Annotated in this window: 8 protein-coding genes; 4 read left to right on the top strand and 4 right to left on the bottom strand. The window is 40.6% G+C overall.

From position 1 onward, the window contains the following. Window positions 1-215: 215 nt before the first annotated feature. The 3 genes from ilvD (at window position 216) to AC1F2U_RS02365 (ending at window position 4,823) form a co-directional block, all read left to right on the top strand. The gene (ilvD, locus tag AC1F2U_RS02375) at window positions 216-1,901 is read left to right on the top strand and encodes a dihydroxy-acid dehydratase (protein ID WP_335194537.1); all 1,686 of its coding nucleotides are present in this window, start codon (window positions 216-218) and stop codon (window positions 1,899-1,901) included. Between the two features lie 417 nt (window positions 1,902-2,318). Then, window positions 2,319-2,696 carry a hypothetical protein gene (locus AC1F2U_RS02370; RefSeq protein ID WP_480259679.1) on the top strand — a complete coding sequence of 126 codons (378 nt, stop codon included), beginning with the start codon at window positions 2,319-2,321 and terminating at the stop codon, window positions 2,694-2,696. Between the two features lie 30 nt (window positions 2,697-2,726). Beyond that, window positions 2,727-4,823, top strand: a complete 2,097-nt coding sequence (locus tag AC1F2U_RS02365) for a caspase, EACC1-associated type (RefSeq protein WP_480259678.1) — start codon at window positions 2,727-2,729, stop codon at window positions 4,821-4,823. Window positions 4,824-5,126: 303 nt separating this feature from the next. Here the strand turns inward: AC1F2U_RS02365 and AC1F2U_RS02360 are convergent, their stop codons facing one another. The 4 genes from AC1F2U_RS02360 to AC1F2U_RS02345 form a co-directional block, all read right to left on the bottom strand. Next, window positions 5,127-5,891 carry a Uma2 family endonuclease gene (locus AC1F2U_RS02360; RefSeq protein ID WP_480259677.1) on the bottom strand — a complete coding sequence of 255 codons (765 nt, stop codon included), beginning with the start codon at window positions 5,889-5,891 and terminating at the stop codon, window positions 5,127-5,129. A gap of 36 nt (window positions 5,892-5,927) precedes the next feature. Beyond that, complete coding sequence (locus AC1F2U_RS02355; RefSeq protein WP_480259676.1) at window positions 5,928-6,566, bottom strand: Uma2 family endonuclease; 639 nt, start codon at window positions 6,564-6,566, stop codon at window positions 5,928-5,930. Between the two features lie 155 nt (window positions 6,567-6,721). Next, window positions 6,722-8,617, bottom strand: a complete 1,896-nt coding sequence (locus tag AC1F2U_RS02350) for a sensor histidine kinase (protein ID WP_480259675.1) — start codon at window positions 8,615-8,617, stop codon at window positions 6,722-6,724. 83 nt (window positions 8,618-8,700) lie between these two features. Beyond that, on the bottom strand, window positions 8,701-14,652 hold the full coding sequence (locus AC1F2U_RS02345) for a trifunctional serine/threonine-protein kinase/ATP-binding protein/sensor histidine kinase (protein WP_480259674.1): 5,952 nt from the start codon (window positions 14,650-14,652) through the stop codon (window positions 8,701-8,703). Window positions 14,653-14,843: 191 nt separating this feature from the next. Here AC1F2U_RS02345 and AC1F2U_RS02340 point away from each other — a divergent pair, with 191 nt between their 5' ends. After that, the gene (locus tag AC1F2U_RS02340) at window positions 14,844-15,569 is read left to right on the top strand and encodes a pyridoxine 5'-phosphate synthase (protein ID WP_480259673.1); all 726 of its coding nucleotides are present in this window, start codon (window positions 14,844-14,846) and stop codon (window positions 15,567-15,569) included. Window positions 15,570-15,618: the final 49 nt, after the last annotated feature.

Raw genomic sequence — 15,618 nt, 5'->3', positions numbered from 1 at the left:
TATACTAGTATTTCCGGCACTCTAGATGCCTCAGACACAAGAATGATCCCTATTTTATACAAGTGTTTAGATGAAGATTTATTCTAATTAGGGCTGACCAAAAAACACAGTGAAACATAGAGAATTACTCATATTCGATCGCACCGCCCAGGCATGAGAAAATCATCAGGTAATACAATCGCAACTGTTGCGATGATGGCACGGAAGGAAAAAAGATGTCGGAGAATTTGAGAAGCCAAATTGTGACGCAAGGGGTGCAGCGATCGCCTAATCGAGCTATGCTGCGTGCAGTTGGTTTTAAAGATGAAGATTTCAATAAAGCTATTGTGGGCATTGCCAATGGCTACAGTACAATCACTCCCTGTAATATGGGGATAAATCAACTGGCGCAAAGAGCAGAGGTTGGGATAAAAACTGCTGGGGCGATGCCGCAAGTGTTCGGTACGATTACCATTAGCGATGGGATTTCGATGGGAACTGAAGGGATGAAATATTCCCTAGTGTCGCGGGAAGTGATTGCCGATTCCATTGAAACCGCCTGTACCGGACAAAGTATGGATGGTGTGCTGGCTATTGGCGGTTGTGATAAAAATATGCCAGGGGCAATGATTGCAATGGCTCGGATGAATATCCCGGCAATATTCGTTTACGGTGGCACAATTAAACCTGGTCACTACAACGGACGCGATTTAACTGTTGTCAGTTCTTTTGAAGCTGTTGGTCAATACAGTGCTGGAAAAATTGACGAAAAGGAATTATTAGAAGTTGAAGGTCGAGCTTGTCCGGGTGCTGGTTCCTGTGGGGGAATGTTCACGGCTAACACCATGTCTTCAGCATTTGAAGCGCTGGGGATGAGTTTACCCTATTCTTCGACAATGGCGGCAGAAGATGCCGAAAAAGCCGACAGCACGGAAAAATCAGCATTTGTGTTAGTCGAAGCCATTCGCAAACAAATATTACCCCGCCAAATTATCACCCGCAAATCAATAGAGAATGCCATCTCTGTGATTATGGCAGTCGGTGGTTCGACCAATGCAGTACTGCACTTTTTAGCGATCGCCCGCGCCGCTGATGTAGAGTTAACCATAGACGACTTTGAAACTATCCGCGCCCGCGTTCCCGTTTTGTGCGATCTGAAACCAAGTGGTAAATATGTTGCTACAGATTTGCACAAAGCTGGCGGCATTCCGCAAGTAATGAAGATGTTACTTGTGCATGATTTATTACACGGTGATAGCCTCACAATCAGCGGTCAAACCATTGCAGAGATATTAGCAGACATACCAGAAGAACCATCTGCCAATCAAGATGTGATTCGGACTTGGAATAATCCGATGTATCCTCAAGGACATTTAGCCATCCTCAGAGGTAATTTAGCAACGGAAGGGGCTGTCGCCAAAATTACTGGCGTGAAAAAACCAGTAATTACCGGGCCAGCAAGAGTATTTGAATCAGAAGAAGCCTCTTTAGATGCAATTTTGGCTGGTAAGATTCAAGCTGGTGATATTCTCATAATCCGCTACGAAGGGCCTAAAGGCGGCCCTGGAATGCGGGAAATGTTGGCTCCCACCTCAGCAATTATCGGTGCAGGTTTGGGTGATGCGGTAGGATTAATTACCGACGGACGTTTTTCTGGTGGTACTTACGGCATGGTGGTTGGTCATGTTGCACCAGAAGCGGCAGTTGGTGGGGCGATCGCGCTTGTAGAAGAAGGCGATAGTATTACTATTGATGCACCCGCTCGTTTATTGCAGTTGAATATATCTGAAGAAGAATTGGCTCGTCGTCGTGCCAACTGGCAACCTCCGGCTCCGCGTTACACTAAAGGCGTGTTGGCGAAATATGCCAAATTGGTATCTTCTAGCAGTATTGGTGCTGTGACAGATTTAGATTTGTTTTAGTTAACCTGACAACTGTGGCGCAAGTTTGCCTACCTTTAACAAGGGGCTTCAGCCCCTTGTCTAATTATTTGAGATGGTCGCTGGATTTACGTCATCCTGTAATAGTTCGATCTAGCGATCGCTTCTAAAGAAGTTGCAAGGGCAAACTCGTAACTTACTTTGCGATCGCAAGCGTGGTATAACAAACTGCTGTACCGAACCAACTTATCAGATGAAATACTGTCGATCGCCTCTAAGTTTTGAAGCTATTGAAGAGGGATATTCTGTGTTTATACCAGATTTTTACCTAAATTTTATAAGTTTTTGTAAAAATATTGAAGAAGTTTCAGGAAATTTACATAGAAGATGTGATGTCAATCGATATACTACAGAAATACTATTGACCATCAACTGCTGAAAAACTTAAAAGGGCACAAAATGAGTTCTGAATCTAACGTCAAACTGACGATCGCTCTTTCTAATCCAGATTTAGATGCAGAGGAGCAAGAACGAGAAGCACGGAATCTGCTGCGAGAAATCAAAGACTTAGATGTTGAAAGTGCTGAACTAGTAGCAGTTACAGAAATACCTCAAGGAGCCAAATCTGTTAGTGGTTTTCTAGTGGGGGTGTTGCAGGCAGAGGTGAGCCTTGCCAATTTTAAGAAATTACTGGGATTTTTAGGCGATCGCTTGGGTAACAAAACTATTGAATTGGAAGTTGAGGCTAACGGTAAGAAGCTCAAGGTGAAAGCTAGCAGTAGGGAAGAATTAAGCGCTGCCATTGAACAAGCTCAAAAGTTTATCACAGGTAACTAAGAAATTCCAGCAGTAAAGAAGAATAACAAGATGGTGAAAGTAGCACTTCTAATAGGAGTTGGTGAGTATGAGCCTGGCCTTACTCCATTGCCAGCAGCGACAAAAGATGTCGAGGAAATGCAACGAGTTTTGCTGCACCCAGAGATTGGCAGTTTTGATGATGTGAAAGTGCTGGTAAATCCTCAACAACATGAGATGGCGGTTGCGATCGAGGCTTTGTTTGCCGATCGTCAAAAAGATGACCTTGTGCTGCTATTTTTCTCCGGTCATGGAATCAAAGATGAGAATGGCAAGCTTTACTTTGCATCTCGCAACACTAAAAAAAGTGACAAAGGAGAACTAGTTAAGGCCACAACAGTACCAGCTAACTCTGTACATGACGTCATGAGTTACAGCCGCTCCAAACGCGAGGTAGTAATTCTTGATTGTTGTTTTAGTGGCGCGTTTGCTGAAGGGATGTCAGCAAAAGATGACGGTTTTGTGGATGTCAAGAACCAATTGGGTGGTGAAGGACGAGCGGTTCTCACGTCTTCGACCTCTACTCAATATTCTTTTGCACAGCCAGGAGCAGATATTTCAACTTACACCCGCTATATAGTTGAGGGGCTTGAGACTGGAGCAGCAGACCGGGATCAAGATAGCTTCATCTCTGTTGATGAATTACATGAGTACGCTAAAAGGAAAGTACAAGAAGCTGCTCCAGCAATGAAACCGGAAATATATGCCATCAAAGAAGGTTATAAAATCAAGCTTGCCAAAGCACCTATTGATGAGCCAAAGCTCCAATATGGTAGAGAAGTTGAATATTGGGTAAGGGACGGTGAGATTTCTGATATTGGTCATACTGCTTTAACTAAGCTACAAAAAAAGTTAGGACTTACACCTGATGAAGCCGCTGCTAAGGAGGCTGAGGTTTTAAAACCTTATCAAGACTACAAAGAAAATTTACAGGAATATCAAAAGGTATTCTTCCAAGTAACTAAAGGTAAATTTCCTGTTAATGAAAATACTCGTGCCGACTTAAAACGTCTTCAGCAAAATTTAGGACTTAGGGATGAAGATACAGCCCTAATTGAAGCTTCTCAAAAAAGAAGGTTAAATGTAACTTCTAAATCTTTAGTAGTGTTGACTATGGGAGTTATGATTGGCGCTGGAATAGTAAAATTTATTATACCGGATATAAAACAACCTGAAGATCGAGTTATCCCACCCACGCCAATAGAAGTTACCAATCAGTTTGCAGACGTTCGTAATGTACCTGAAGGAACATTTAAATACGGCGGTAGTACTTCTTGGGCTTTTATCCATCCAAAACTGGAATCAGAAATTAAAAATACTTATCCTAAATTTGACATAAAAATAAGAAAGGACTTGGTACAAGGTTCTGGAATAGGTATTGAGAAGTTAATAGATGGTGGACAAGATGGACTGGATTTTGCTTTATCATCCCGTGATGTTTCCTCTGAAGAGGAATACAAAGCTAAAAGAAAGCAGTTTACTCTTAAAGCAATTCCAGTTCTTAAAAGCGGTTTAGCAGTAGCCGTTAACCGCAACTTAGCGATCAATGCTTTGACCAAAGAACAATTAAGTAAAATCTACAGTGGTAAGATTGACAACTGGAGACAGGCTGGCGCTCTCGTTGATATCCCAATTAAGTTTTATACACGTAGTGGTAATTCACAAAGCATTAACGAGTTTAGAACAAGTTTAGAAATTATAAATTTTGGTAGCAATATTAACTATGTTAATACGACTAGTGAAGGAATCCAAAAAATCGCTACAGAACCCGGAGGAATCTTTGTAGGCCCAATCTCAGATGTAGTACCACAGTGTGGAGTTAAGACTTTACCTATTGTTAACACGGATGGTAAAACTTTCTATCCATATCAACAACAAAACTTCGTCTCACCTGCTCAATGTCGCCCTGGCAAGCGTAATCGAGTTAATATCGAAGCGATTTACAGTGGTGAATATCCATTACCTGCTATTTTCTACGTAGTGGTTAAGCAAAATGGTCAAAGAGAAGAGCAAGCTGGTCAAGCCTATGCCAATCTACTTTTAACAAAACAAGGAAAAAAGATGATAAAAAGTCTTCAAGAAACTGGAAGTCTTGACGAAAATAATTAGGTGCTAATGCTTCTCTTTGCTGAATTTTTGTACAAAAGCTCTATTGCATAGTTACAATTTTCTAGTTAGTGGTACAACAGAAAAATCAGTTAGAATCTGGCGATCGCAAAACTGATTTTATATTAATCAAAGTTAAGTAAAATACTGATAATAATAAATATCAATTTATGTCGATTCCACCTTAATTTAGCAGTTGTATTTAATAGCGATCGCACTTACCCATTCTGACATTTCAAAATAGCGATCGCACTCAGTTTTTTATTTATAACAACTCGATAAATTCATCAAAAAAGCCAAAATCTCTCACAACATATCTGGATTTTCCCCCAATTCTCTCAATCTAGCCGCTAAACGAGCCACCTGTGCAGCAGCCGCTTCTTCTCGTATAGCAGCAACTTCTGCTTGTGCAACTGCGGCTTGTGCTTGTGCAACAGCAGCCTCCTCTGGTAACAAAACCAAATTGCCAGCTACATCGTAAAACCGCAACCATATCGCGGTTTCTCTGTCTATTGTTCCTTCATACGTTCCCAACCATAAACCTAACTTTTGACACCACAACCAACCACGCTCATTTGGTGTCAAAGATTGATATTGCTGATTATGATCTAAATGCCACCCTTGCAAAGAAGTCGGGTCAAAGGGGTCATAGACAAAATAATCTGAAGTATGAAAAGTTTGTTCGTAAAGGTCTTTCTTAGCAGTCTGATCTATTTTGGCTGTAGATGGTGACATTAATTCTACAATCACATCAGGATAACGACCGTTTTCTTCCCACACTACCCAACCTTGACGAGAATTAGTCCCATCCACATTCAGGACAGCAAAGAAATCGGGGCCACGGAAATCCTGGTTACGTACTTGGGCGCTGCTGTAATAAATAAACATATTGCCACCAGTAAAAAAATCATTCCGGTCAGCCCAAGCTTGCTGCAATGACCGAATCAACACATTCATGGCAATACGGTGGCGATTTGATTCCAAGGGTTCTCCGTCATCAAAAATTAAATCTGTGGGCGGTGTAGGGTGTTCCCAGTCTAGAATTGCTCTTGGGTTGTTTTCGGTAGTCATGAGCGATCGCCTTTCTCAGAAAGCCTTAGATTTCTATCATAAATTATTCTTCACCCAACCTCGAAAATTACGCATAGCTTGACTTCTTCCAATTGTTAAACACTGCTGAACATATTCATTAACTAATTTAACAATTGGGATATTAGGAAAATTAGGACTAGATTGAGATTTAATATACTTTCCCTCTTGTAGAATCGAAATTTCTAAACCTTGTTGTGTATGTCGCCAAAGTTCAGGAACTCCCAAAATTTCATAATTATCAAATCTAGTGCGAGAAGTAATATCAATTTCGATTGCTAAATCTGGTGGTGGATCTATATTTAAATCGATGCGATTTTTACCAATGGTAGCAGCTTGATTTTGAATATAAAAACTGGTATCTGGTTCTACTGCTTGCCGCATTTGCTCATTTTTAAGAGTTGTAGAACCAAAAGGCTCAAAATCAATTTGGAGTTTGTCTAATAAAACTCTTACTAACTCACCAATATATTCTTTATCTTTTTCGTGTTCTGGTAGGGGAACCATAATTTCTAACCAACCATGACTATAAGAAATACGTGCAGCACGTCTTTCTCCCATTTCTGCTAAAATATTTTCTAACTGCTGCCAACTAATATCTTTGAGCAACATTTGTTGCCCAGGTTTAACAATAATTTGTTGCAGTTTTAAAAGCATATCACCTCAGAGAGTTGATGTATTAATGATTGTATGTAGCAGATTAAATTTAAAATCAACTTTCTTAAAGTATATCGCCTCTAATCATGAGTGTATAAATTAGATAAAACAATCTTTGATATAATTCTTGGCTGTTTCAATTTTGTCAGTAATTTTTAATTTTTACTTGTTAAAGGAATACAGATGGTAAACTCTGTACCATATCCTGGAGTAGAATCAACTTCAATAGTTCCTCGATGTTTATCTACAACAATTTGATAGGCGATCGCCATTCCTAACCCAATTCCTTTACCCACAGGTTTAGTAGTGAACATATAGTCAAATACTCGTTGTTTTACCTCTTCTGACATCCCAATACCATTATCGTAAATTTGAATGATCGCTTGTTTTTGATCGGTGAGTTCAGTCTGAATGCGAATTTGTCCTTCATTCTTTACTAAGAATGACTCTTCTACAGCATCAATTGCATTCACTAGAACATTCATAAACACCTGATTGAGTTGCCCCGCATAGCATTCTACTAGAGGTAAATCACCGTACTTCTTAACGATCTGAATTTCTGGTTGATTAGGCGTGGCTGTCAGGCGATGATTCAGAATCATCAGAGTGTTGTCTAATCCTTCATTAATGTCTACAAATTTCATTTCTGCTTCATCAAGACGCGAAAAATTACGCAGCGACAATACAATTTGACGAATGCGCTTGGTTCCTACTTGCATTGATGCCATTAACTTAGGTAAATCTTCTGCCAGAAACTCAATATCAAGTTCTTGGACGCGATCGCTAATTTCGGGGGTAGGATTTGGGTAGGTTTGTTGATAAAGCTTGAGCAAATCGAGGATATCTTGGCTGTAAACGCTTGCATGGTTGAGATTGGCATGGATAAAATTGGCAGGATTATTGATTTCATGTGCCACTCCAGCCACTAATTGTCCCAAGCTAGACATTTTTTCGGTGTGGATGAGTTGAGCTTGGGTATTTTGCAATTCTTTCAGGGTTTTGCTGAGTTGTTGCGCCTGCTGGCTAGAAATCAAGGCGCGATCGCGAATCTGTTCGTATAGCTGCACCTGTCGCCATGCACTAATCAACCCAATCAATAGCAATCCTCCCAAAACTGTAGCCAACAGGTTCAACGCCTGTAATGGCGATTCAATATTTTCTTTTGGCACAATTAACGCTACTGACCAATTTGCTTCTCTCAGAGGAGTGTAAGCAACATAGCTCCATTTACCATCCAGTTGAACCAATTCAATATTTGTGCGTTTAGCTACCATTTTTTGGCTAATTTCAACTAATCTGGGATTGCGCGAGTTCAGAAAACTCTTGGCAGCTTTTTCGGGTGTACCAATAAATTCCGTGTTGGGATGGGCGATGGGAATTCCTTGAGAATTAAGGGCAAAAGCATAGCTGCCTTTACCTTGATGTAAATTGCTGATGACCTCAACGACCCGGTTAATTGGAATTCCTCCCATTAAAACACCTGCTGGCTTTGTACCTCTTTCGGCAGGAATCGGCGAACTAATCTGAATCTGTAACTGTTTGGTTGTGCGTCCAATAATTGGATCGGCTGCTATCGTTTCACCCGTCATACTCCGCTGAAAAAATTCTCGGTCTTTAACATTGAGATGATCTCCGTGAGTATTGATTAATGTGCTATCTGATGTAGCCAATGCCATGAGCAAAAACGTTTGCAGCCGCTTCAATTCAGATTGCAAGTAAGGTTCCATCACAGGCCAATCTAGCGATCGCACCACAACCGAATTTGCCAAAGTCTTAATTTCCGTCTTACGAATGGCTAACCAGTTATCGATATCATCCTGACCTTGGCATGTTTTTAATAGTACTTGTTCTTTAAGACTAGCGAGCAGCAATCCCTTAACAATCTTGTAACTAGTGATAGCTATGGCGCTAATGCTAATGGACAGAAATATCACAATTAATAATAATATAAAGTTCCGCGATCGCCATTTAAATGAGTAGGAAATTTTGTTGTTTAGGGCATACCACAGGGGTTTTATTTTTAAGCTAAGTTTACATAATCTAAATATCATTATTACTTTATTCTCAACTAAAATTTAAATAGCGAAAATGAAAAGTGCTGAGTAATTTATACTTTCCTCAGCACCAGCACTCATTATTGTTGTTGAGTAGAGATTTGAATGACAAACTCTGTGCCTTTTCCCAGTTCGGAAGTACAAGAGAGCGAACCGCCATGTGCTTCTACCACAATTTGACGAGCGATCGCTAATCCTAATCCAGTGCCTTTTCCGACAGGCTTAGTAGTAAATAAATGGTCAAATACTTTTTGTTTAACCTCTGGTGACATCCCCACGCCATTATCAGCAATCTTAATCAAAACATTCTGACCTGAATCTACTACACGAGTTTGAATAGTGATGCAATTGGGGTTGGCAAGAATCGCTTCCAAACTACGTTCTGAATTGTATTGTTCAAGTGCATCAATGGCATTTGCTAACAAGTTCATAAACACCTGATTAAGTTGTCCCGCAAAGCATTCCACTAGGGGTAGTTTGCCATAATTCTTCACTACTTCAATTGCTGGACGGTTTTCATTAGCTTTTAAACGGTGTCTGAGAATCAGAATAGTGCTATCAATCCCTTCGTGAATATCAAAAGGAACTTTATAATCCTTATCTGCTCTGGAGAAGGTTCGTAAACTGGTACTGATACTGCGAATACGGTTAACACCCAACTTCATCGAGTCCAGCAATTTAGGTAAATCTTCGCGTAAATAATTCAGGTCGATGGCATCAATTTCATCTTGAATATCTAAACCGGGATTGGGAAACTTTTGTTGATAAAGATTAATTAGTCCAAACAAATCTTTAACATAATCTTTGGCAGGTTCAATATTCCCAGCAATGAAGCCTACAGGATTGTTGATTTCATGGGCAACACCTGCTACTAGATTGCCAAGAGCAGACATTTTTTCACTTTGCACCACTTGCAATTGCATCATTTGGAGTTCTTGCAACGCTTGTTCCAATTGTTGCTTTTGCTGCTGTAAGAATTGTTGTGCTTGTTGGCGTTCAGTGATGTCTTCAGATGTGCTAAGGATGCCAAAAACGTTTCCTTCTCTATCTTTTAGAGGAATTTTATTTGTATTAGACCACTTTTGTTTTCCGTCTGCTTGCTGCACTGTTTCGATAATGTTGAGTTCAGGTTGCCCAGATTCCATAATGCGGCGATCGCGCGCTACAAAAAAATCTGATTGCTCGCTAGTCCAGTGAAAGTCGTAATCTGTTTTACCAATAACATTTTCTGGCATTCCTAGACCCCAAGTTTGAGTAAAATTATGGTTACAGCCTAAAAAAACACTATTGCAGTCTTTCCAGAAAACCGATTGGGGAATATTTTCGATAATTAATCGCAAAAATTGTTCAGTCTGTCCCAGGTTTTCTAGAGTATTTTGTGCTTGCTGATAAAGTCGGGCGTTTTCTAAGGAAATTGCAGCTTGAGTACATAATAAATTGAGAATTTCGACGCGATCGCTAGTAAACGCCCCAGTCATCAGATTATTTTCTAAATATAAAATTCCTAAGAGTTTCCCTTGATAGAGAATCGGCGTACATAGCAAGCTTTTGGGTTGCTGACGAATAATATAGGGATCGGCTATTAGCGCCGGATGCAATGTTGTATCAAGGATAACGGTAGGTTGTAGGCTGCGTTTGACGGCGTAAATTAGGCTATGGGGAACCTCTGCACTATCTTCCACAAATATGGACTGTAACACCGTTGATCGTTGCCCAACTTGAGCAGTCCCTTCAACTACCAATCTATTTTCTTTAAGCAGTAGTAACGCACACTTATCTGCTCCAGCATTTTCAATCACTACTTGCAGCAGCTTCGTAAGTAATTTATCTAGTTCAATTTCACTCGAAAGAGTCTGAGAAGCTTTTAAAACTGTTGCCAAATCTAGCATTATTGATGTGTTGCTGCTAGAGGTTACTGATTTATTAATGCTGGGATGGAAGGTAGTAATGCTATCAATATTTGCGATTGTTTCATTGGGTGTAAGTAGTGAACGCCTCTGTTGTAAAATTGGAGCTAGCAGTTGTGGATAATGCTGTTCTAAATCATCGACTTTGGCTTTAGCACCCCAGCGCGTGTAGCAATAGTAAGCATTAATCAAATATTCTTGAGCAATGCGTTCTTTGCCCCATTCTAAATAGAACTTGGCTGCAAGTTCGTTCGCGAGAGCCTCTTCGTTGACATATTCGTTTTCTTTAGCTTTAGCAATGGCGCGATCGTATGATTCGATTGCATCCATATACTTGCCAGAAATTCTTGCTATTTCCGCAGATAATAAGAGATATCGATGTAAAAAGTTGTCTGGGCAACTATTCGCCCAGGTTTTCTGAATTTGTTGATGCTCGCGAATAATATCCCAATACTGCTTTTTCTTCTCTAATGTCACATTGGGATAGAGAGCTATTAAACTGAGGGGATAATAGAAATGATACTGAATAATAGGGAAGAAACCAGAGTTACAACCAAGCGTTTTCTCAGCTTCTTCTGCTGCTTGCACAGCATCTGCATAGCGACCATAAAGGTACGACAATTGGATTTTGAGAAAGCAATACCAATTAATTCCATGTTCAAAGTTATTCTTCTGTCTCCAAACTTCGATATAGGGAATATCTTCGTCATTGCGATCGTTTAATAAATCGGTATTTTTAGATATATCTTGCAAATTCAATAAGAACTGCCGCTGTAAAGTAAATGCATACAGCATATTGGCATCATTAACCTGTTGGACATAGCTCAAATATTTTTCAGTTTCCGCGTAAACATCCGAGAGGCGATCGCCTTTAATTAACATCGCCCAAATCAAAAAGGAAACCGCCCAAACACCAAACACCAAATTTCCAGTTTCTTGACATATTTGGAATGATTGTTGAGAAAGTGGCAAATTCGTTTTTAAATGCTGATTGTAGGGATTTGTGGTATGTGCAAAGATATTATTGGTCTTAAAAATAAATTGCGTACTATTGAAATGACGATCGAGTTTTAGTGCTAATGTACCAAACTCATAAGCCGTTTGATAATTTCCTTGATTTGCCAGACTCATCCCATATAAACAGTAAGCAAAACCAGAGCTTTCTCCATTACCATATTGCAATGATAAACCGATCATTAATAGAGGAGCCAAACAACTGAGATATTGATTTCCTCCCATATAAGCTGCTGCCCAAAGGTCAGCTAAAATACCCATACAAACCTTCTTATCTCGATCTGTCATCTCAGGCAGATCGAATAAATCTGGTATAGGAACCGTTTGCAGTTTAGCTTTTAATTCTTGAAGTTCAGTTTCGATAGCAGATTGCTGTTCTTCAGAAGTGACTGGTAGATGCATTCCTATGATGCTCAAACCCTTTACTCCAGCTTCAATACTAGCTGCTATATTTTCACCTTGAGTCATTTTCAGATACATCTGAATTTTATAAATATCTACTTTTTCAAACCTGTCTTGGCTTTGAGCTAGCGCTATCTCAAATAATATTTCTGCTTGCTCAAAATTGCCAGTTGAATATTCACATTCTGCGGATTCCTGATATAATTGAAACGTAATATTATAGTGAGATAGCCAACTATCTGCTATTAGCAAGCTTCTACCCAATGTGAAATATTTCAGAGCTGCTTTATAAGCAGTAGAAGCTTTTGCTTTCTTACCAGCAATTAGATTCAGTTGAGCTAGCTCATATCTTTGAGATTGTCCATCAATTATGTCAATTCCCTCATTTAACTGATTAACAATGTCAAAAATGCTGCCTTCAAGAGCTTCAGGTAATGTATTGTTTAACAGTAATTGTCCAATTTTTAAATGAGTAGCTTTTCGTTGAGATTCGGGAATTAGAGAATAGGCAGCTTGCTGAACACGATCGTGAAGAAATTTATAAGAACAAGAATCAGGGGAATTGTATTGCTTAAATTCTGAATTCTGAATTAGAAAGTCCGACTCATCATGGTAGAATTTGTAAACCTCATTTGTAGGAATAATCACCCCATCTTGCACAGCTTTCCAAAAGTCTATGGCTGTTTCTAACTGGGATTTTTCATGGACGATCGCTAATGCCGCTAAATCAAATTGATTTCCTACACAAGCTGCTAACTTTAAAACTTCTTGAGTTTCTCTTGACAATTTCTGAAGCTGAATTGCCATGAACTCTACGACATCATCGGTAAGGGCGAGAGATCGCACCTGAGCAATATCACATTCCCAATAACCACCATCAAAATTAAATGTAATTAATCGATCTTGATGTAGCGCTTTGAGAAACTGGGTGCTGAAGAAAGGATTCCCTTTAGTTTTGCTCAATACTAATTCTGTTAAGGGTGCAGCTAAAGCTAAAGAGCAACTCAATGTATCTGCAACCAAATGATTAACGGAGATTCGATCGAGGGGAGTTAAGGTAATTGTATTTACTGTGGCACCTAACTTCTGAATCTCTTCCACAGTCAGCATCAGCGGATGTACTGGGTTGACTTCGTTTTCTCGATAAGCACCAATTAACAGTAGATAGCCGATGTCAGCTTCACTCATTAACAGGTGCATTAACTTTAAAGAAGCAGAATCTGCCCATTGCAGATCGTCAATAAAGATCGCTAATGGATGTTCTGATGCAGTGAAGACTTTAGTGAATTTCAAAAAGAGCGAATTGAAGCGATTTTGTGCCGCACTTCCAGAGAGTTCTGTTACGGGTGGCTGTTTACCAATTATAATTTCCAGTTCTGGAATCACCTCAATCATCACTTGTCCGTTGTCACCCAAAGCAGAGAGAATTTTGCACTTCCATTGCTCAAATTGGGCATCAGTTTCACTCAGCAGTTGCCTGATTAAGTCTCGATAGATTTGTACAAAGGCAGAGAAAGGGATGTTGCGCTGGAACTGGTCAAATTTACCTTTAATGAAATAACCCCGTTGTCGCACAATTGGCTTGTGGACTTCGTTTACCACAGCAGTTTTGCCAATGCCAGAGAAGCCTGCTACCAACATCATTTCAGTACTTCCCTGACTGACTCTCTCAAAGGCATCCAGTAAGTTTTCAACTTCAGTTTGGCGACCGTAAAGTTTTTCTGGGATGATAAAGCGATCGCAAATATCCCACTCACCTAATTCAAAAGATTGAATCGAGCCAATTTCCTGCAATTGAGACAAACATTTTTCTAAATCAAATTTCAGCCCTAATGCACTCTGATAGCGATCTTCAGCATTTTTCGCCATCAACTTGATCACAATCTCACAAAGAACTTCGGGAATCGCTTCTTCCCTCCTACTCCCTGCCTCCTGCCCCCTGCCTCCTGCCTCCTGCCCCCTGCCCCCTGCTCCCTGCCCCCTGCTCCCTAATTCTTCTGGTTGCTTGGCAATATGACAGTGAACCAACTCCATCGGATCGTTAGACTGGAAGGGTAGATGTCCAGCCAACAATTCATAGAAGGTAACGCCGAGGGAATAGTAATCACTGCGATAGTCGATTCCGCGATTCATCCGTCCGGTTTGTTCTGGGGAAAGGTAGGCGAGAGTACCTTCTAAAATATTGGGACTGTAAATTTCTTGGGTTTCTCTGGGTAAAAGAGAGGCAATACTAAAGTCAATCAACTTGACTTGCTTAGTTTCCGGGTTGATAAGAATGTTGGCTGGCTTGATATCTTTATGGATAATTCGATGGCGATAAAGTCCGTCAAGAGTATTACTCAGAGCGATCGCAATATCCAAGAACTCTGTCAAAGTATATTGGTTACTCGCCATTTTTTGATTGAGCCAATCTCTGAGGGAAATGCCGCCAAAATCCTCCATCACCAAAGCATAGCTGTTGCGGTAAGGTTCCAGGCTGTAGGGACGAACAATACCGGGTAGGTCAAGATTTTTAGCAATAGTGTACTGATTACGGAACAGCAGCAGTTCATTGAAGGTAGGATACTCTTGCTGGAGCAGTTTAATTACAACCGGAAGTCGATCCGCCTCTCGAATAGCACGGTAAACTAAGGTTCTAGAGCCTGCATAAAGTTGTTCGCTAATTTGATAGTTAAAAAGCTTATCCATCGGCTCAACTGCTGTATTCATACTTCATCAACTCTTGTGAAATCAGCTACTTATTTAAAGTAGTTTGCCCAACAATAAGCTTTTGCTAACTCAGTTTTCTTTTAAACAATCGTATTGTACGCGTGTAATCTATCTGTAGCTTCTTCAGCAAAACTACCGCTATTTCCGGTAAAATCAAGTTCTAAGGACTGTGGATTTGGGAGAAACTTGGGGTGCCTACACTTGGCGTTAACATTGACCACATCGCCACTATCCGGCAAGCGCGGCGGACGGTGGAACCAGACCCGGTAGCGGCGGCGGTACTGGCAGAATTAGCAGGTGCAGATGGAATTACGGTGCATCTGCGTGAAGATCGGCGACATATCCAAGATCGGGATGTGCGGATATTGCGGCAAACAGTGCGATCGCATCTTAATTTAGAAATGGCCGCAACAGATGAAATGCTAGCGATCGCTCTCGATATCAAACCAGATTACGTGACTTTAGTCCCCGAAAAGCGCGAAGAAGTGACAACAGAAGGCGGACTAGATATTGTCGGGCAAATTGCTAGAATAGGTGAAATAGTCGATAAATTGCAAAGCGCTAGCATTCCAGTTAGTTTATTTATCGATGCCGAACCAGCACAAATTGAAGCCTCTGTCAAGATACAGGCGCAGTTTATTGAATTGCACACCGGACAATATGCCGAAGCTAAAGATGAAACAAATCGCCACCGAGAATTAGCCATATTAGCTAAAGGTTGTGAACAAGCGATTCAAGCTGGATTGCGAGTTAACGCTGGTCATGGACTCACCTACTGGAACGTCTATCCGGTAGCTGCGCTTCCAGGCATGGAAGAACTGAACATTGGTCATACCATCATCAGTCGGGCAGCATTAGTAGGTATGGAAAGGGCAGTCCGCGAGATGAAGCAAGCTATAAGAGGGGATAGGGGATAGGGGATAGGGGATAGGGGATAGGGAATAGGGGAAGAAACTGATAACCTAT

This window comes from Nostoc sp. LEGE 12454 (genome assembly GCF_056620565.1).
This window is presented reverse-complemented; position numbering and strand designations above follow the sequence as displayed.